The organism is Betaproteobacteria bacterium (genome assembly GCA_016194905.1).
GTDB lineage: Bacteria > Pseudomonadota > Gammaproteobacteria > Burkholderiales > JACQAP01 > JACQAP01.
On record JACQAP010000012.1, the window covers coordinates 143,666 to 160,294 of the forward strand.

The 16,629-nt window shown below is 61.9% G+C and carries 19 protein-coding genes; 7 read left to right on the plus strand and 12 right to left on the minus strand.

Features of this window, described 5'->3' with window-relative positions; genetic code table 11:
- Positions 1-179 precede the first annotated feature (179 nt).
- The 6 genes from HY067_07330 to HY067_07355 all read left to right on the plus strand — a co-directional run bounded on the left by HY067_07330 (position 180) and on the right by HY067_07355 (position 5,405).
- Entirely contained in the window at positions 180-1,076 is an 897-nt protein-coding gene (locus HY067_07330) for a branched-chain amino acid ABC transporter permease (protein ID MBI3527765.1), read from the plus strand.
- Positions 1,076-2,050, plus strand: a complete 975-nt coding sequence (locus tag HY067_07335; GenBank protein MBI3527766.1) for a branched-chain amino acid ABC transporter permease — start codon at positions 1,076-1,078, stop codon at positions 2,048-2,050. Before HY067_07330 ends, HY067_07335 begins: the two co-directional genes overlap by 1 nt.
- Complete coding sequence (locus HY067_07340; GenBank protein ID MBI3527767.1) at positions 2,043-2,789, plus strand: ABC transporter ATP-binding protein; 747 nt, start codon at positions 2,043-2,045, stop codon at positions 2,787-2,789. The genes HY067_07335 and HY067_07340 overlap by 8 nt, the downstream gene beginning before the upstream one ends.
- Positions 2,790-3,011: 222 nt before the next feature.
- Complete coding sequence (locus tag HY067_07345; GenBank protein MBI3527768.1) at positions 3,012-3,725, plus strand: ABC transporter ATP-binding protein; 714 nt, start codon at positions 3,012-3,014, stop codon at positions 3,723-3,725.
- Positions 3,726-3,910: 185 nt separating this feature from the next.
- Positions 3,911-4,576, plus strand: a complete 666-nt coding sequence (locus HY067_07350) for an alpha/beta hydrolase (protein ID MBI3527769.1) — start codon at positions 3,911-3,913, stop codon at positions 4,574-4,576.
- Between the two features lie 46 nt (positions 4,577-4,622).
- On the plus strand, positions 4,623-5,405 hold the full coding sequence (locus HY067_07355; GenBank protein MBI3527770.1) for a 3-hydroxybutyrate dehydrogenase: 783 nt from the start codon (positions 4,623-4,625) through the stop codon (positions 5,403-5,405).
- Positions 5,406-5,575: 170 nt separating this feature from the next.
- On the opposite strand, the gene HY067_07360 is transcribed toward HY067_07355, so the two are convergent.
- The 8 genes from HY067_07360 to ureB form a co-directional block, all read right to left on the minus strand.
- Positions 5,576-7,093, minus strand: a complete 1,518-nt coding sequence (locus tag HY067_07360) for an amidase (GenBank protein ID MBI3527771.1) — start codon at positions 7,091-7,093, stop codon at positions 5,576-5,578.
- Between the two features lie 41 nt (positions 7,094-7,134).
- A complete protein-coding gene (locus HY067_07365) occupies positions 7,135-7,854 on the minus strand; it encodes an ABC transporter ATP-binding protein (protein ID MBI3527772.1) in 720 nt (239 codons plus the stop codon).
- On the minus strand, positions 7,847-8,602 hold the full coding sequence (locus tag HY067_07370; protein ID MBI3527773.1) for an ABC transporter ATP-binding protein: 756 nt from the start codon (positions 8,600-8,602) through the stop codon (positions 7,847-7,849). Before HY067_07370 ends, HY067_07365 begins: the two co-directional genes overlap by 8 nt.
- A complete protein-coding gene (locus tag HY067_07375) occupies positions 8,599-9,651 on the minus strand; it encodes a branched-chain amino acid ABC transporter permease (protein ID MBI3527774.1) in 1,053 nt (350 codons plus the stop codon). The genes HY067_07370 and HY067_07375 overlap by 4 nt, the downstream gene beginning before the upstream one ends.
- A 72-nt stretch (positions 9,652-9,723) precedes the next feature.
- A complete protein-coding gene (locus HY067_07380; GenBank protein MBI3527775.1) occupies positions 9,724-10,953 on the minus strand; it encodes a substrate-binding protein in 1,230 nt (409 codons plus the stop codon).
- Positions 10,953-11,813, minus strand: coding sequence for a branched-chain amino acid ABC transporter permease (locus HY067_07385; protein MBI3527776.1), 861 nt, complete (start codon positions 11,811-11,813; stop codon positions 10,953-10,955). Before HY067_07385 ends, HY067_07380 begins: the two co-directional genes overlap by 1 nt.
- A gap of 225 nt (positions 11,814-12,038) precedes the next feature.
- Positions 12,039-13,745, minus strand: coding sequence for an urease subunit alpha (ureC, locus tag HY067_07390; protein MBI3527777.1), 1,707 nt, complete (start codon positions 13,743-13,745; stop codon positions 12,039-12,041).
- 2 nt (positions 13,746-13,747) lie between these two features.
- Positions 13,748-14,473 carry an urease subunit beta gene (gene ureB / locus HY067_07395; protein ID MBI3527778.1) on the minus strand — a complete coding sequence of 242 codons (726 nt, stop codon included), beginning with the start codon at positions 14,471-14,473 and terminating at the stop codon, positions 13,748-13,750.
- A gap of 375 nt (positions 14,474-14,848) precedes the next feature.
- Between ureB and HY067_07400 the strand changes: the two genes are divergently transcribed.
- Positions 14,849-15,250 carry a DoxX family protein gene (locus tag HY067_07400; GenBank protein ID MBI3527779.1) on the plus strand — a complete coding sequence of 134 codons (402 nt, stop codon included), beginning with the start codon at positions 14,849-14,851 and terminating at the stop codon, positions 15,248-15,250.
- Positions 15,251-15,310: 60 nt separating this feature from the next.
- Here the strand turns inward: HY067_07400 and HY067_07405 are convergent, their stop codons facing one another.
- The 4 genes from HY067_07405 to HY067_07420 all read right to left on the minus strand — a co-directional run.
- Positions 15,311-15,484, minus strand: a complete 174-nt coding sequence (locus tag HY067_07405; protein MBI3527780.1) for a hypothetical protein — start codon at positions 15,482-15,484, stop codon at positions 15,311-15,313.
- 191 nt (positions 15,485-15,675) lie between these two features.
- A complete protein-coding gene (locus tag HY067_07410; protein MBI3527781.1) occupies positions 15,676-16,071 on the minus strand; it encodes a hypothetical protein in 396 nt (131 codons plus the stop codon).
- Positions 16,043-16,447 carry a DUF1499 domain-containing protein gene (locus tag HY067_07415; GenBank protein ID MBI3527782.1) on the minus strand — a complete coding sequence of 135 codons (405 nt, stop codon included), beginning with the start codon at positions 16,445-16,447 and terminating at the stop codon, positions 16,043-16,045. Before HY067_07415 ends, HY067_07410 begins: the two co-directional genes overlap by 29 nt.
- A 65-nt stretch (positions 16,448-16,512) precedes the next feature.
- Positions 16,513-16,629, minus strand: a 117-nt coding sequence (locus tag HY067_07420) for an IS110 family transposase (protein MBI3527783.1), incomplete at its 5' end; no start/stop codon positions are given.

Genomic DNA, 16,629 nt, shown 5'->3' on the forward strand with positions numbered 1-16,629 from the left:
CCAACGCAGAGGCGCAGAGAAAAAGGAGAACGCAGAGGAAGAGCAGGAAACATGAATTGGGGCGTTGGCATGCGTCCATGCAGGTAGAATCTGGCCAGCCAATCTGACATACACTCTCTTTTGATTTTCTCTGCGTCCTTTGCGCTCTCTGCGCCTCTGCGTTGGGTGTACCGCCTTAAATGGATTTCGCGACTTTCCTGATTCAGTTGCTCAATGCCGTCCAGTACGGCCTTTTGCTGTTCCTGATCGCGGGCGGCCTGACGCTGATCTTCGGCATCATGGGCATCATCAATCTCGCCCATGGCAGCTTCTACATGGTCGGGGCGTATCTGGCGTGGTCGCTGTCCATGCACTTCGGCAGCCTCTGGCTCGCCATTCCCGCCGGCATCGTGCTGTCGGTGATTCTGGGATTGTTGCTTGAATGGTTGCTGATCCGGCGGCTTTATCGACTCGGGCACCTGCAGCAAGTCCTGCTGACCTACGGACTGATCCTCATCGTCGAGGAATTGCGCAGTATCGTCTGGGGCGACGAAGTCCATGGCGTGCCGATGCCGGAGCTGCTTTCCGCATCGATTCCGTTGACCGATACGCTTTCCTATCCCGTCTACCGCTTGTGGATCTCCGCCGTCTGCGTCGTGTTTTCGTTGCTCCTCTACTTTCTGATCCAGCGTACGCGCCTGGGGATGATGATCCGCGCCGGCGCAACCAATCGCGAGATGGTGCAATCGCTCGGCATCGACATCGATCTGCTGTACCGCTTCGTGTTCGCGCTCGGCGTGGCCCTGGCCGCATTGGCCGGCATGATTGCCGCACCGGTGTCCTCGGTATTTCCGGGAATGGGCAATCAGGTTCTGATCGTCTGCTTCGTGGTGGTGGTCATCGGCGGCATCGGATCGGTAAAGGGCGCGCTGGTCGGCGCGTTGCTGATCGGCCTGGTGGATACCTTCGGCAAAGTCGTCGAGCTGAAGATCGGCGACTTTCGATTGCTGCCGGAACTGGCCGGCATGAGCGTTTATCTGCTCATGGCGGTCGTATTGCTGTGGCGCCCGGCCGGGTTGTTCGGAAAAAGATCGTGATGTCGCGCTCGCGTTCTTTGGCAATGGCCACCGTCATCGTTGTCATAGCACTCGCCTTGCTGCCTTTGGTTGCGGAGAAGTTCACGGTCCAGTTCGCAACCCGCATCCTGATCATGGCGATATTCGCCATGAGCCTCAATCTGCTGGTCGGCCATGCCGGATTGGTGAGCCTCGGCCATGCGGCATTCTTCGGCATCGCAGGCTATTGCCTGGCGCTGTCCTCGCCGCAATATCAATCGGCAAATTTCTGGGCCAGCCTGCCGCTGGCGATGATGGCGGCCGGTGCGCTGGCGCTGGTCATCGGCGTGCTGGTACTTCGCACCGGCGGTATCTATTTCATCATGGCCACGCTGGCGTTCGCGCAGATGCTCCATTTCCTGTTGCACGACACCGGCATCGCCGGCGGTTCCGACGGCATGTATATCTATGTCCGGCCCGATGCCGGCCTCTTCGGCTGGCGTCCGTTCGACCTGGAGAAATTCGGCGATTTCTATTTTGTCGTGCTCGCGCTCTTCCTGATTGTGTTCGGCTTCATCGGCGTGTTGCGCGCGTCGCTGTTCGGTCGCGTCATCGCCGGCATTCGCGTCAACGAGCAGCGCATGCGTTCGCTCGGGTTCGCGACCTTCCGCTACAAGCTCGCCTGCTTTGTCCTGGCCGGCATGCTGGCCGGCCTGGCGGGTTATCTCGCGGCGGCGCAGTTCGGTGTGGTCAATCCCGACATGCTCGGCTGGCATTTGTCCGGTGCCGTGTTGATGATGGTGATCCTCGGCGGCATGGGCACGCTGGCGGGCCCCGTCATCGGTGCGGCGGCGATGCTGCTGCTGGAACTCGGTTTGCAATCGTTGCCGATGGCGGGCGACGTCAATCTTGGCAAGCACTGGCAGTTGCCGATGGGCATCGCCATCGTGCTGGTGGCGTTGCATCTGCCGAAAGGCATCGCCCGCCTGTTGCGACGGGGTAGGGCCGATGACTGAGGCGATCCTGCAGACGCGTGGATTGTCGCGCCATTTCGGCGGACTGGCCGCCGTCGGCGATGTGTCGCTGGCCTGCGAGACGGGACAGGTGCACGCTGTCATCGGTCCGAATGGCGCCGGCAAGAGCACGCTCATCAATCTGTTGTCGGGCGATCTGCCCGCAAGCGCCGGCCAGGTGCTGTTCGAAGGCCGGGACATCACCGGGCTTGCCGCGGACCGCATCTCGCAACTGGGCGTCGCACGCAGCTACCAGAAGACCAATCTTTTCCTGCCGTTCACCGCGTTCGAGAATTGCCGCCTTGCTGCGCAGTCGCGCCTGCCGAGCTCGATGCATTTTTTCCGGCCGGCCCTCGCACGGAAGGACATCAACGCGGCCGCGCGTCGGGCGCTCGTGCAGGCGGGTCTCACTGGTCGCGGGGATGTCGCGGTGTCGGCGCTGTCGCACGGCGAACAACGCCAGGTCGAAATCGCGATGGCGCTGGCGACGCGCCCGCGCGTGTTGCTGCTCGACGAGCCGCTCGCCGGCATGGGCGCGGAGGAATCGGTGCGCATTGTCGCCTTGCTGCGCGAGCTGACGGCAACTCACGCCATCCTGCTGGTCGAGCACGACATGGACGTCGTGTTCGCCGTCGCGAACACGCTCACCGTGATGGTCAACGGCCGCGTTCTCGAATCCGGCCTACCCTCACAGATCCGTTCCAGCCGCGCCGTGCAGGAGGCTTATCTTGGGGTTGACTAGTGCCTACACCCATACGATTACACCCAACGCAGAGGCGCAGAGAACGCAGAGGGCGCGGAGGAAAATCTTGATATGGGTTTTTCATCGTACCGCTTGTGGGTTAATGGTCATCACCGGACGGCACGAATGACCCGAGAATGAAAATCAACTCCCATCCCCAATTCATTTTCGTTTTATCTCTGCGTCCTCTGCGATCTCTGCGCCTCTGCGTTGGGTGTTGCCGTGCCTGAGGTACTAGTAGAGGCCAGAGGCATTCACGCGTATTACGGCGCGAGCCATGTGTTGCATGGCGTCGATCTCGTGCTCAATCGCGGTGAGGCGGTGGGATTGATGGGACGCAACGGCATGGGCAAGACCACGCTGCTGCGAAGCATCCTCGGATTGCTGCCGCCGCGCGCGGGCGAAGTGAAAGTGCGCGGCATGGACATGATGCGCTCGGCGCCGCATCGCATCGCGCGCGCGGGCATCGCTTACGTTCCTGAGGGCCGCGGAATTTTCTCCGGCCTGAGCGTCAAGGAGAATCTGGTCATGGCGGCCCGGCCCGGAGTCGGCGGCAAACGCGACTGGACTTTCGAGCGGGTGTTGTCCGTATTCCCGCGTCTTGCCGAGCGGTTGCGGCACGGCGGACAGCAACTGTCCGGCGGCGAACAGCAGATGCTGACCATCGGCCGCGCGCTGATGACCAATCCCGACGTGCTGATCCTGGACGAAGCGACGGAAGGACTGGCGCCACTGGTCGCGCGTGAAATCTGGGCCATTCTCAGGCAACTGCGCGAGAGCGGCATGTCGGCGATCATCGTCGACAAGAATTTCTCGGCGGTCGCGTCGATAACCGACCGGAACATTGTGCTGGTCAAAGGCCGCGTCGTGCTCGAAGGCAGTGCAGCCGATCTGAAGCGCGTTCCGGAAGCGTTGCAGCGTCACCTCGGCATCTAGGCCATCCCCGCCGTGCTGGGTTAACATCGCGGGTCCTGTTCCCACGCCCTTGATCCGTGCAATTTGTCTCTGCCGGCGGCCATCGCCTCGAATACAACCATCTCCGTCCTGCCGGATCGTCTGAAGCGGCAGCCGCTGGACGACCTGCACTGGTCTTTCTGCACGAAGGACTGGGATCGGTGGGGATGTGGAAAAGCTTTCCCCAGAGCGTCGTTGCGGTGACCGGCTGCCAGGCGATCGTGTATTCGCGTTACGGGTACGGAAAATCCGACCGGCTCGTCGCCGCGCGAAACGTGGACTACATGCATCGCGAAGCGCTCGATGTGTTGCCCGAACTTCTGGACCGGCTCGGCGTCGAAACACCGATCCTCGTCGGCCACAGCGACGGCGCTTCGATCGCGTTGATTCATGCTGGTTCCGGCAAGCGTCCGGTGAGCGGCGTGGTGGCGATGGCGCCGCACGTCTTCGTGGAAGACGTCACCGTGCAGAGCATCGCCGAGGCGAAGACGATTTTTCAGAACACTGATCTCGCCGAAAGGCTGGGACGCTATCACGATGATGCCGTGTCGACCTTCCGCGGCTGGAACGACATCTGGCTGCATCCCGACTTCCGGCGCTGGAACATCGAGGAGGTTCTGGCCGGGATCGCTGTGCCGGTGCTGCTGATCCAGGGCGAAGACGATCAATATGGCACCGTGGCGCAGATCGAGGCAATTGCGCGCCAGGTCTCGGGGCCGGTCGAAACGCTGATGCTGCCGGACTGCGCCCACTCGCCGCACCAGAGCTCGCAGAAGGACGCCACCATCGCGGCGATCGCGGGTTTTGTCGGCAGGCTGGGCAAACCGGACTGAGACGTCTGCTACACTGAATTTTGTCTTCGAAGGAATCTCGTTGAACATGTTGAAAGGTAAATCCGTCATCGTCACCGGGTCGACCAGCGGCATCGGGCTTGGCATCGCGCGCGCGTTCGCGGCGCAGGGCTGCAACGTCATGCTTAACGGCTTCGGCGATGCGGTGCAGATCGAGAAGCTGCGGGCCGCGATTGCCGCCGAGCACAAGGTCACCGTGCTGTATTCGTCCGCGGACATGGCCAAATCGCCGGAAATTGCCGCGATGGTGGATCAGACGGCAAGGCGTTTCGGCTCGGTGGATGTGCTGGTCAACAACGCCGGCATCCAGCATGTCGCGCCGGTAGAGGAATTCCCGGTGGAGAAATGGGACCAGATCCTGGCGATCAACCTGTCCTCCGCATTTCACGCCATCCGCACCGCGCTGCCCGGCATGAAATCCCGCAACTGGGGTCGCATCATCAATATCGCCTCCGCACATGGACTGGTGGCGTCGCCGTTCAAGTCGGCTTATGTCGCCGCCAAGCACGGCCTGGTCGGGCTGACCAAGTCCGTGGCGCTCGAGACCGCTGGCAAAGGAATCACCTGCAATGCGATCTGTCCCGGATATGCGTTGACGCCGCTGGTCGAGAAGCAGATCGACGATCAAAGCAAGGCGCACAGGATTCCGCGCGAGGAAGTGATCGACAAAGTCATCCTCGAGCGCCAGCCGTCGAAGGAATTCGTGAAGGTCGACGAAGTCGCCGCACTCGCGGTGTTTCTCGCCGGCGATGCCGCCGCGTCGATCACAGGCTCGGCCTACTCGATCGACGGAGGGTGGACGGCGCAGTAGCGCCGCGAAGCGGCGCGGCTGCGCAGTGATTGGTGATTGGTGATTAGTGATTGGCAATTGGAAAAGGCAGAATTTCCGGGAACCAACTCAAAAGCAACTATCTAATCGCAGTCACCAGTTATGGCCGCAGGCCGGTACCCCCTTGCGGGGCACCAGTCACCAGTCACCAGTCACATCTTCTTCCAATCCTCCGCCTGCTCGAACGCGTAAGCCGCTCGGTAGATCGTCGCTTCATCGTAGTGCTTGCCGATCAGCATCATCCCGATCGGCAGGCCGTCCACGAAGCCGCAGGGCACGGTCAACGCCGGATGATGGGTGATGTCGAAGGGGCAGGTGTTGCCGATCATCTCCAGGGCGCGCTGGAAATATTCCTCGCGCGAACATCCGGGCGCAGGCAGCGGCTGCGCCTTCATCGGCATGGTTGGCATCAGCAGCAAGTCGTACTGCGCCAGCGAGGCTTCGTAGGTTTCGATCAGCCGCCGCGTGACGTTCATTGCCTTGCCGTAGTAGTGGCTGCCGTGATACTTCTTGATGTATACGCCGAGCGTCGTCAGTACCTTGGTCGTTTCCGACAATTCGTTGGCGCGCAACTGCCAGCCGTGCAGCTTGTCGATCAGGCTGGTCACGTACAAGTCCTGGCGGCTAAGTCCGTAACCGTCGCCGAGCATCATGGTCTGAGCGATGCCTTCCACGCCGATGGGCGTCCAGATCGCCGGCCCGATCAGATGCGCGGGGATGGAGATCTCCTCGACTTTCGCGCCGAGCTTCTTGAACAACTCGGTTGCTTTCCTGACCTTGGCATCGGAAGCGGCTTCCGATTCCGGCCGGCCGAAACCTTCCTTGACCACGCCGATCTTCAGGTCCTTGACACCGCCGTCGAGCATTTTCGAATACTTGACCTTCTTCGATCCGCCGTACTGGCGCGGATCGTAGCCGTCCGGTCCGGCGATGACTTCGAGCATCAACGCATTGTCGGCTACCGTCGCGGTCATCGGCCCGGTGTGGTCGACGGTGATCTCGATCGGCATGATGCCGGTGTAGGGCACCAGTCCGTGCGTGGGCTTCATGCCGTAAATGCCGCACCAGGAAGACGGCATGCGGATGGAGCCGCCCTGGTCGCCGCCGAGCGCGAGGTCGGCTTCCCCGAGCGATACCGCAACACCGCTGCCCGACGACGAACCGCCGGCGGAGTAGCCCATCTTGTGCGGGTTGTGCACCGGGCCCTTCGCGCCCGTGTGGCTGCCGCCGGAAATGCAATAGGACTCGCAGTGTGTCTTACCGATAATTTCCGCGCCGGCGTCGAGCAGGCGCGCGACGACGGTCGCGTCGATGTCGGGCACGTAGCCTTCAAGTATCGAATTGCCATTCATCATCGGCACACCGGCCACCATGACGTTATCTTTCACGGCGACTTTTTTCCCCTTCAACGGACCCGAGGACGCGCCCTTGATCGAGGTCCTCACGTACCAGGCATTGCGCGGATTCTCTGAAGGGTCCGGGAAGTAGCCCGGCGTGCGCGGATACTTCACTGGCGGCAGATAGTCCGGCATCGCATCGACGAGATTGTAGGCGTCGATGTTGGGTTTGATCAGCCCGAGGTAGGACTTCACATCGTCCTCGGTGAGGGCAAGGCCGACTTCCTCAGCGGCGTCCCAGATTTGTTCCGGCGTCGGATACTGCACCATGATGGCCTCCTTCTGGTTTATTGTGAAAAATCCCCGATTGGAAATCAGGGTGCGAGCAGACGGATTAGCTCCGGATCGTCGCGAACCTGCCCGGATTCGCCGCGAAGCGCAATGCGCCCGCGATCCATGACATAACAGTACTGCGAAACTCCCAGCGCCAGCTTCAGGTGCTGCTCGACGATGACAATGGCTATCTTCCTTGCCAGTTGCTCGAGCCGTTCGGCGATCTCGTCGATGACGCCGTGCCACACGCCCTCCGTCGGCTCGTCCAGCATCAGCAGATAGGGGCGCGCCAGCAGCGCGCGGCTGATGGCCAGCATTTTGCGCTCTCCGCCGGATAGCGTGCCGGCTTGTTGCGACATGCGCTGGCCGAGCTTGGGGAACAGCGCCACCACTTCGTCGATTCCCAGTTCGCCGTTGGTGGTCGCCATCGCGCCGACAAGCAGGTTCTCGCGCACCGTGAGTTTCGCGAACACGCCGTGTTCCTGCGGAACGTAACCTATTCCCGCGCGCACGCGCTGCTCGGTGCGCAACCTGGTGGTGTCGACATTGTCGAAGCGGATGGTGCCGCGCGCCGGCTTCAGGTCTCCCGAGAGCGTCTTCAGCAGCGTGGTCTTGCCCGCGCCGTTGCGTCCGAGGATGGCCACGCCGCCGCGCGACGGGACCCTGAGCGAAACGTCGAACAGCGCCTGGCTGGTGCCGTAGTAAGTGCACAGGCTCGCCGCTTCGAGCAGCGGAGCGGCGGCGAGTGGTATATCAGGCATGGGAGAGGTAGGCCTCCTTGACCTTTTCGCTGTTCTGCACGACCTGCGTGGGACCGCTGTCGACGATGTGCCCTTGGTCGAGCACCGTCAGCGTATCGCAGATGTCGCGTATGAAATCCAAGTCGTGTTCGACGATCAGCAGCGAGCAGCGTTGCCTGATCGGAGCCAGCAGGTCGCCGGTGGCGCGCCGCTCCTGCGGGCTCATACCGGCGGTCGGCTCATCGAGCAGCAGCAGCTTCGGCTCGCGTGCCAGCGCCATCGCAATCTCGAGCCATTGTTGCTGGCCGTGCGACAGCGCGCCGGCGAGTTCGTCGGGACGCCCGTCGAGCCGGAACTGCACCAGCATGTCCATGATGCGCCGATGCAGCGGCTCGCGCGTGCGCGACAGGAACAGGGCCGGCATAGAATCCTGCGCCTGCACCGCGAGCAGCACATTGTCGTAGACGCTGAGCGCCGGCAGGATGCTGGTGATCTGGAATTTCAGGCTCATGCCTACGCGCGAGCGCTCCGCCGGCGTCGCATGGGTGATGTCGTTGCCGAGGAATTTCACCGACCCCTCGGTCGGCGTTTCGGCGCCGGCGATCGATTTGAGCAACGTGCTTTTTCCCGAACCGTTCGGCCCGATCAGTCCGTGGAACGAACGCCCGGTGACGGTGAGGTCGACCCCGCCGAGCGCGGTGAGCGTGGAGTATATTTTTTTGACGCCGCGCACTTCGAGAACGCTCGCGGATCCGGAGGGCGAACTCATGTGACCTCTGCCGCCGCGGTCGAAGGTTTTTCTCTGCCCTTCGGCTTCGGCGCGCGCCTGCCGAAAGACCCGACGCGTTCGCGCGCAGTCACCAGGAATCCGATCAATCCCGTCGGCTTGAACATCACCACGATCAGCAATAGGAGCCCGAGCACGATCGGCCAGCCGGTTTCCCATTGCTGCGACAGGAAGTAGCTGAACAGGTCGATCATGGCGACGCCGATGATGCCGCCGATCAGCGTGCCGACGCCGCCGAACAGCACGTACAACACCACTTGCGTCGACAGCACGGGCCCGAGCTGGCCGGGGCCGACGTAGCCTTCGTGGAAGGCGTACAGCCCGCCGCTCAAGCCCGCGATCAATCCGGCGATCGCGAATACCACGCCTTTGTAGTTCTGCACGTGATAGCCGAAGAAGGCGATGCGGGTTTCCTGTTCGCGAATGCCGGCGAGCACCAGACCGAACTGGGAACGGGTCAGCCAGCGCAAACCCAGATAGATCAGCGCGAGAATCGCCAGCGCGAAATAGTAATAGACCGGTCCTTCCGCAATTTCGTGACCGAACATGGTGAGTCGCGGCAGCGACGGAATGCCGTTCTGTCCACCGACGTAGGACCAGCCGCGTGCCAGGCGTTCCACCACATAGGAGCCGGTCAAAGTGCCGAGCGCGACGAAGACGCTGGTTGGCACGCGTTTGCCGAGGATGACGAGGAAGGCGAGAGCCACCGACACCGCCAGTCCGACCAGCGCTGCGACCGGCAGCAACAGCAGGATCGAAGTGATGCCGGCCTTGGTGGCGAGCAGCGCGCAACTGTAGCCGGCGACGCCGAAGAACAGCGCCTGGCCGAACGACAGAATGCCGGCGTAACCCCACACCAGATCGAAAGACAACGCCAGCAGCCCGAGGATGAACACGCGCGTGAAGAACAGCACCCAGAAGTCATCCACTGCAAGCGGCAGTAGCAGGAACGAGATGAGCAGCACGCCCTCGATGTAAGGGATCACGCGGCGCGGAAGGGCGGCTGCAGGAGCGGGAGTCAGGGCAGACATGTCGGTCGATATCGGTTCACGGAAGCCGGGCACGAGGCCCGGCGCTTCCGCTGAAACAGCTTGTCGAAAAAATCAGCCGCACTCGCCCGGCATGACCGGTCCGTTGCTCTTCTCGACGATTTCGTACTTCCCGTTCTTTGCCACCGCGATGTACATGTTCATCTTGGTGTGCAGCGAGCCGGGTACGATCTCGAAGCCGCCGCCGGGGCCATCCGCCACCTTGGCGTGATCCAGCGCCTTGGCCACGTCCTCGCGCTTGACGCTCTTGGCTTCCTTCACGGCCATCTCCCAGAGCTTGAGGCCGCGATACATGCCGGTCGATGCGCTGCCCGCAGTGAACGGATTCTTGGTGCCGAACTGCTTCGTGTATTCCACCTGCAGCTTGTCGCCGAACGGATCGTTCAGCGCCTTGAAGTAATCCAGGCAGGTTGCCAGCCCCTCGATCTCGTTGGCCGGCGTGATGTTGAGCGCGTTCTCGTCGTAGTAGACGCAGGCGAGCCGTCCGCCCTTCTTCTGGAAGCCGGCTTCGTACAACTGTTTGAAGAAAGCCGCGACGCCGGGCGGAATCGTCGTGTTGAAGACGACGTTGACGCCGCTCGACATGATCTTGTTGACCGTGGCGCTGTACTCGTTGTGGTCGACCGGGAAATATTCCTCGCCGACCACCTCACCGCCGTTCTTGATGATGGTCTTCTTCGCGTACTCGTTGAGCACGTGCGGCCAGACATAGTCGGCGGAAGGCAGATAGAATTTCTTGCCGCCATTCTTGATCAGCCACGGAATGAACGTGTCGCATTGCTGCGCCGGTGTCGGCCCGGTGCAGTAAAGATAAGGCGTGCATTCCTTGCCTTCGTACAACTGCGGATAGATGTAGAGCGTCTTGCCGCGGTTGACGATGGTGTCCTTGATGGCGTTGCGCATCGAACTCGTGATGCCGCCGAGCACGACATCGACTTTGTCTTTCTGCACCAGCTTGCGCACCTTGGTAACGGCGAGCGCCTCATTGCTGGCCGTATCCTCGAGGATCATCTGCAGGGGACGCCCGAGCAGGCCGCCCGCCGCATTGAGGTCTTCCACCACCATTTTCGCCACGTTCGAATTCGGAATGCCGGCGTAGCCGATCGGTCCGGTCAGGTCGGTGGCGATGCCGACCTTGATCGGATCGGCGGCCCAGGCGCCCCTGGGATTCAGAAGATAGCTTCCACCACCCAGTGCGATCATTCCCGACAGCAGACTGGCGCGCTGCAGGAACAGCCGGCGCTGTTCGGATTCGAGCTGACCATTTCGCTTGTCCTGCGTCATTACCGTTTCCCCCATGAAGATAAAAGGCCTCCCGGCCGAACTTTCACGATCGCGATGGCGATGATGAAAACCAGAACATCGGCGACGACCGGCTTGATCGCCCATGGCAGCGCCACACTCGTGCCGCCCACCAGCGCCGCACCGGCAATCGAACCTTCGAAGCTGCCCATCCCGCCCAGCATCACGGCGAGGAAGGACTTGATGAGAAAGGGCACGCCCATGTCGGCGCTGACCGAATAGATCGGCACCATGAGGCCGCCTGCCAGCCCGGCGAGTGCCGAACCGAAAGCGAAGGTCGCCGCATAGACGCGGGACGTGGAAATGCCGGAGGCGCGCGCAAGCGCCGGATTTTCCAGCGAGGCGCGCACGCGCAGGCCGAAGCGGGTACGGGCGAGAAGGAACCAGCAGCCGATCATCACCAGCGCGGTGATGATGATGACCGCCGTGCGCCACTTCGATATCGAGATGTCGCCGAACGCGAATGAGCCGACCAGCGGCGCCGTTACGCTATAGAACTGTCCGCCCAGCATGGCGCGCACCGCTTCGCGCAACGCCATTCCTATCGCGTAGGTGCCGAGCATGGCGATCACCGGCGTCGCGTAAAAACGCTGGATCGCAACGCGTTCCAGGATCAGGCCGATCAATGCGACGACAAACGGAGCCGCGGTCATGCCGGCCCACGCGGGCAGGCCGAGCTTCTCGAATGCATAGACGGTGTAGGCGCCGAGAAGCACGAGTTCGCCGTGCGCGAAATTGAAGATGCCCATCATGCTGGCGATGACGCCGAGGCCGAGCACCACCAGCACGAATATCGAGCTGTAGGCGAGCACGTCGAAGAAAAAAGCAACAATACTGCTCATCAAGATTGATCCACCGAACCAAGCCCGCATCCGCGTTCGCACGAAGCGTGCCCGCTCGAATTCACGCCACGATGAAATCGTTAACGTCCGGAATTAGCAATGAATCGGGTGCGGGAATGGCGGATGTAACCGTTCTTTTTTGCCGGCAGTGAAGAAGCCGGGCTCGCACCAAATCCGCAACACGCGGCACCGAATTGGTGAAGGCGCAACCGTTACGATGTGCGATCAGCGCAACAAATATTTCCTGCACAAAGGCACGCGCGTAACCGGATCGACCTGAAGCAGCTTGCCGTCAGCACGCACGTCGAAGGTCTGCGCGTCGACCGTGATGACCGGCAGCGCGTCGTTATGCAGCATGTCCTTCTTGCCGAGGCGGCGGACGCTGGTGATCGGCAGCATCGGTTTCTGCACGTCGAGCTTGCGCTGCACGTCGTTGTCGATCGCGAGCTGGCTGACGAATGTGGCGGACAGGGCATTCTTGGCGCGGCCCAGCGCGCCCCACATCGGCCGCTGCACCATCGGTTCGGTCATGAAGATGCTGCCGTTGCCGTCGCCCATCGCTGACCACGTGACGAAGCCGCCTTTGATCACCAGGAAAGGTTTGATGCCGAAGCTCGCGCGCGGCCAGATGACGAGGTCGGCCATCTTGCCCGGCTCGATCGAACCGACGTAACGGTCGATGCCGGCGGCGCGCGCGGGATTGATCGTGTACTTCGCGATGTAACGCTTGATCCTTTCGTTGTCCGCCCGCGCCGTTTTTTCCTCCGGCAGGCGGCCCTGGCGATCCTTCATCACGCTGGCGAGCTGCCAGCATTTCGCGATGTTCTCGGCGAGCCTTCCCATGCCCTGCGTATCGGTGGCGAACATCGAGATCGCGCCCATGTCGTGCAGCACATCTTCCGCCGCCATGGTTTGCGGCCGCACGCGCATCTCCGCAAAGGCCACGTCTTCCGGCACGCCGAAATTCAGGAAGTGCGCGAGCATGGTCATCGGCACACCCTCGTCGAGCCCGGCCGGCGTGAAAGGATTGGTCGGGTTGGTGGAGGAGGGCAGCACGTTCGGCATGCCGTTGACCCGGATCAGGTCGGGCGCGTGGCCGCCGCCGGAGCCTTCCGTGTGATACATGTGCACGCTGCGATCGCCGATCATCGCCAGCGTGTCTTCGCAGAAGCCGAACTCGTTGATGGTGTCGGTGTGGATGTGCACGGCGAAATCGTTGCGATCGGCCGCGACCAGCGAGCCGTCGAGGATGGCCGGCGACGCGCCGAAATCTTCGTGGATCTTCACGCCGAGTGCGCCGCCCGCCACCGATTCCTCCACCGCGCCGGGATCCATGCAGCCGCGTCCGAGGAAGCCGAAGTTGAGCGGGAACTCATCGGCGCCCCGGATCAACTGCCCGAGCACATTCGGTCCCGAGCAGCTCACGTCGAAGTGCGGCCCGGGCGTCATGCCGATCATGGTGGTAGTGCCGCCGGCCAGCGCGTGATGGCATTGCTGCGGCGAGATGAAGTGCGCGTGGGCTTCGATGCCGCCGGCGGTGACGATGAAACCGTCGCCGTGGACGACCGTCGTGTTCGGCCCGCAGCGCAGTCTCATGTCCACGCCGTTCATCATGTCGGGATTGCCGGCCTTGCCGATGCCGACGATCTTGCCGTCGCAGATGCCGATGTCGCCTTTGACGATTCCGGCCACGGCGTCGATGATCGTGGCGTTCTGCACCACCATGTCCAGCGCGCCCGAGGCATAGGTGCCCGTGGGCTGGAAGCCTTCGCCGTCGCGCATGCACTTGCCCGCGCCGGTGGTCAGTTCGTCGCCGTAGTGCGCGAAGTCGTGCTCCACCTCGGCGAGCAGCGAGGTGTCGGCGAGGCGCACCAGGTCGCCGCGGGTCGGGCCGTACAGATTGGCGTAAGCGGCACGCGAGAGCTTTGCCACGGTCAGGCTCCCCGGTAACCGCGTTCCTTTGCGAGCCTCAGGCCGCGCTGCTTCACCTCGCCCGAATGGATCGAGCCTTCCGTGAGCCGCCCGAAGCCGCGGACGTTGCCGGTGCCGCCGATGCGCACGAGGTGCACGTGGACAATTTCGCCGGGTTCGAAACGAATACCGGTTCCGGAAGGGCGATCGAGCCGCATGCCGAAGGATGCTGCGCGGTCGAATTTGAGCGCACGGTTCACCTCGAAGAAATGCGCATGGCTGCGCACCTGGATCGCGCGATCCCCGGTATTGAGCACATCGACGGAAACGCTTTCACGCCCCGCATTGATCTCGATCTCGCCCGCTTGCGTGATAATTTCGCCAGGAATCGGTTCAATGCGGCTCGGTTCGGCGGCCTGCGCGGTGCGGCCGGGTTTAGTCGGGCCGGGTTTAATCGGATCGAATACCGTCACCAGCTTGGTGCCCTCCGCCATGCAGGCTTCCACGCACAGGAAGGGGATCATGTGCTCGACGCCGGGTTCGACATCGTCGGTCGTGAGCAGCGAACGGCCGTAGTCCACGAGATCGGCGTGCGTCATGCCTTTGCGGGCCGCAGTCAGGACTTCGTCGGAGATCAATGCCACCGCTTCCGGATGGCTCAGCCGGATACCCTGCGAGCGGTAACGGCGGGCCAGTTCGGCTGCGGTAAAGATGGTCAACCTTTCCAGTTCGGTGGGAGTGAGGTTCATCTTGTTGTCTCCGTCTGCGTGTCATTCGGGTTTGGCCGAGCTCATCGCTGAACTGTGTTCACCGAGTGCAGGAAGCATGCCCGGTTGGCTACGACGGCCGAACAGCGTGTGCCGCCGGAAGAATCAGTAGGGTTGAGCGGCGATTCGAAGACCGGGAGAGACGGACGCAGCCCAAACCAGCGCATCAGAACGTCGCTCGGCACAACTTTGGTGAACGGTGATTGATACGAAGAACGCCTTTATTCTTTGCCTGCACTGGCAGACACTATCGAACCGAATTATGCGTCAGTCGCCGTTTGCCCTGTTACGCAGGCGGCATTGCAGCAGTGGCAGTTGAAGTGGTTCTTATCGTTTAACAACAACGGAGGAGAAGCCATGGATATTGTGAAGAAGTTCGGACCGCTGGTAGGGCGCATCCTGTTAGCCCTGATTTTCATCATCTCCGGTTTCGGGAAAATCGTCGGTTTCGACGGGACGGTCGGCTACATCCAGTCCGCGGGCTTGCCCGCGGCGCAATTGGGTGCGATCGTCGCAATCATCGTCGAACTCGGCGGCGGCATTATGCTGGTGATCGGCTGGAAGGCGCGCTGGGCTGCGGCGGCCTTGTTCATCTTCGCTTTCTTGGCCGGGATTTTCTTTCACGCGTTCTGGGCTTCTCCGCCGGAGCAGGCGATGATGCAGCAGATCCAGTTCATGAAGAATCTCGCGATCATGGGCGGCATGCTTTACCTCGTCGTGTACGGCTCGGGGGCGCTCAGCGTAGACAAGAATCCCTGATCGGTGTCAAAAAAAAGACGCGGCTCAAGCCGCGTCTTTTTTATTGGAGGGGTATCCGGTTCAGCCCGGTTTCTTGACGACCTCGACGACCACCGTTTCCTCGCGGAATTTATCCCGCATGCGGCGGCCTGGAATGACTTTCTTCTTGACCACAGACTGCGTACGCGCTCGGGTCAGGGCGTCGATGTAGTCGGCGGCGTTGGCGATCGGCGGCGGGAGTGCGATCTTGTCCATGGGTGGAAGGGTCCGGGTGATGAAGGCCGCAACACGCTAACACGCGGTCTCTACATGAATGTGACAGTTTATTGACACCCCCGTTCGCTCCGGAAAAGCACGTGGCGATCAGGCGCTTAGGCTTTGTAAAAATGTTTCTCCGATAACGCGCTGCCTCTTATTTGCACAGGCAGCGCGTCGAAGCGGTTGCTTCAATGGCCGAAGATGCGCAGCAACGCGGTTCCGAAGCCCGCAATCGCAAGTATGTTCGCCGTCGTTGCCGCCAGCACGATCGTTCCGATAATCCATCGCGACAGGTTCTGGCTGCCACGCAGCGCCAGCCACGACAGCCGCAATCCCGCGGCGGAGAAGGTCGGCACAATCAGCAGCAGCGGCAGCATCAGCAGATAACCGAATGTCGCATGGCTGTCGAGCGGCACGCGGCCGAGCATGTTGGCGAACCAGAGCGTACCGAGACCGATGGCCAGTGCCGCGCCGGCCGCGAGCGGCGGCGAGCGCCGCCACCACGGCCGGATCTCTTCGGACAGGTCGATGGTCGCGCCGGATTCCTCCGGCAGTTCAGGCCCCGGCTTGGGCAAGTTTTGCACGGATGGCTTCGATGCGCTCGCGGTTCACACCAAAATCGCTGTAGCCCAGGCGCGAGGCCGAGCGCACGTGGATGATGTTCCCATTCGGCGGAAAATAGAATTCGACATCGTCGACAAAGCCGATCAGCGCGCTGGTGTACTCGGCGTACAGATAGTCCGGCTTCATCTCGACAATGCGCATATTCGGCGTGCTCTCGATGATCGCCTTGAGCGCTTTCATTGCCTGCTCCTGCGAGCCTTTGCAGGCAAGCGCAGCGATCTGATGGTAACCGCCGGTCGCCTGGCTGCTGACCGCGTTCGGCGAAGACGGCGGCGCTTTGAGATTTCCGTTCTTGACGCCCAGGTCGGTCGGGCGTTTGCCGCTTAGTATTCCCATGGCGTTTCTCCTAATTGATTCATCCGGATAAAAAGGCGCTCACCGCAGAGCAACTGCGTTAGAAGTCAAGCATTGTGAGGGGCCTTCCAAGGTTGATTGAACTTGAGCATGGCGTTGAGGATGACGAGCATTTTGCGCATGCAGGCAGTGATGGCCACATAGTGATGTTTACCGGCTTGGAC

Excerpts from the sequence above, each read along its gene's own strand:
- HY067_07330 (MBI3527765.1), top strand. The coding sequence starts at position 180 with ATGGATTTCGCGACTTTCCTGATTCAGTTGCTCAATGCCGTCCAGTAC.
- HY067_07335 (MBI3527766.1), top strand. The coding sequence starts at position 1,076 with ATGTCGCGCTCGCGTTCTTTGGCAATGGCCACCGTCATCGTTGTCATA.
- HY067_07340 (MBI3527767.1), top strand. The coding sequence starts at position 2,043 with ATGACTGAGGCGATCCTGCAGACGCGTGGATTGTCGCGCCATTTCGGC.
- HY067_07350 (MBI3527769.1), top strand. The coding sequence starts at position 3,911 with ATGTGGAAAAGCTTTCCCCAGAGCGTCGTTGCGGTGACCGGCTGCCAG.
- HY067_07355 (MBI3527770.1), top strand. The coding sequence starts at position 4,623 with ATGTTGAAAGGTAAATCCGTCATCGTCACCGGGTCGACCAGCGGCATC.
- HY067_07365 (MBI3527772.1), bottom strand. The coding sequence starts at position 7,854 with ATGCCTGATATACCACTCGCCGCCGCTCCGCTGCTCGAAGCGGCGAGC.
- HY067_07370 (MBI3527773.1), bottom strand. The coding sequence starts at position 8,602 with ATGAGTTCGCCCTCCGGATCCGCGAGCGTTCTCGAAGTGCGCGGCGTC.
- HY067_07375 (MBI3527774.1), bottom strand. The coding sequence starts at position 9,651 with ATGTCTGCCCTGACTCCCGCTCCTGCAGCCGCCCTTCCGCGCCGCGTG.
- HY067_07380 (MBI3527775.1), bottom strand. The coding sequence starts at position 10,953 with ATGACGCAGGACAAGCGAAATGGTCAGCTCGAATCCGAACAGCGCCGG.
- HY067_07385 (MBI3527776.1), bottom strand. The coding sequence starts at position 11,813 with ATGAGCAGTATTGTTGCTTTTTTCTTCGACGTGCTCGCCTACAGCTCG.
- ureB (MBI3527778.1), bottom strand. The coding sequence starts at position 14,473 with ATGAACCTCACTCCCACCGAACTGGAAAGGTTGACCATCTTTACCGCA.
- HY067_07400 (MBI3527779.1), top strand. The coding sequence starts at position 14,849 with ATGGATATTGTGAAGAAGTTCGGACCGCTGGTAGGGCGCATCCTGTTA.
- HY067_07405 (MBI3527780.1), bottom strand. The coding sequence starts at position 15,484 with ATGGACAAGATCGCACTCCCGCCGCCGATCGCCAACGCCGCCGACTAC.
- HY067_07415 (MBI3527782.1), bottom strand. The coding sequence starts at position 16,447 with ATGGGAATACTAAGCGGCAAACGCCCGACCGACCTGGGCGTCAAGAAC.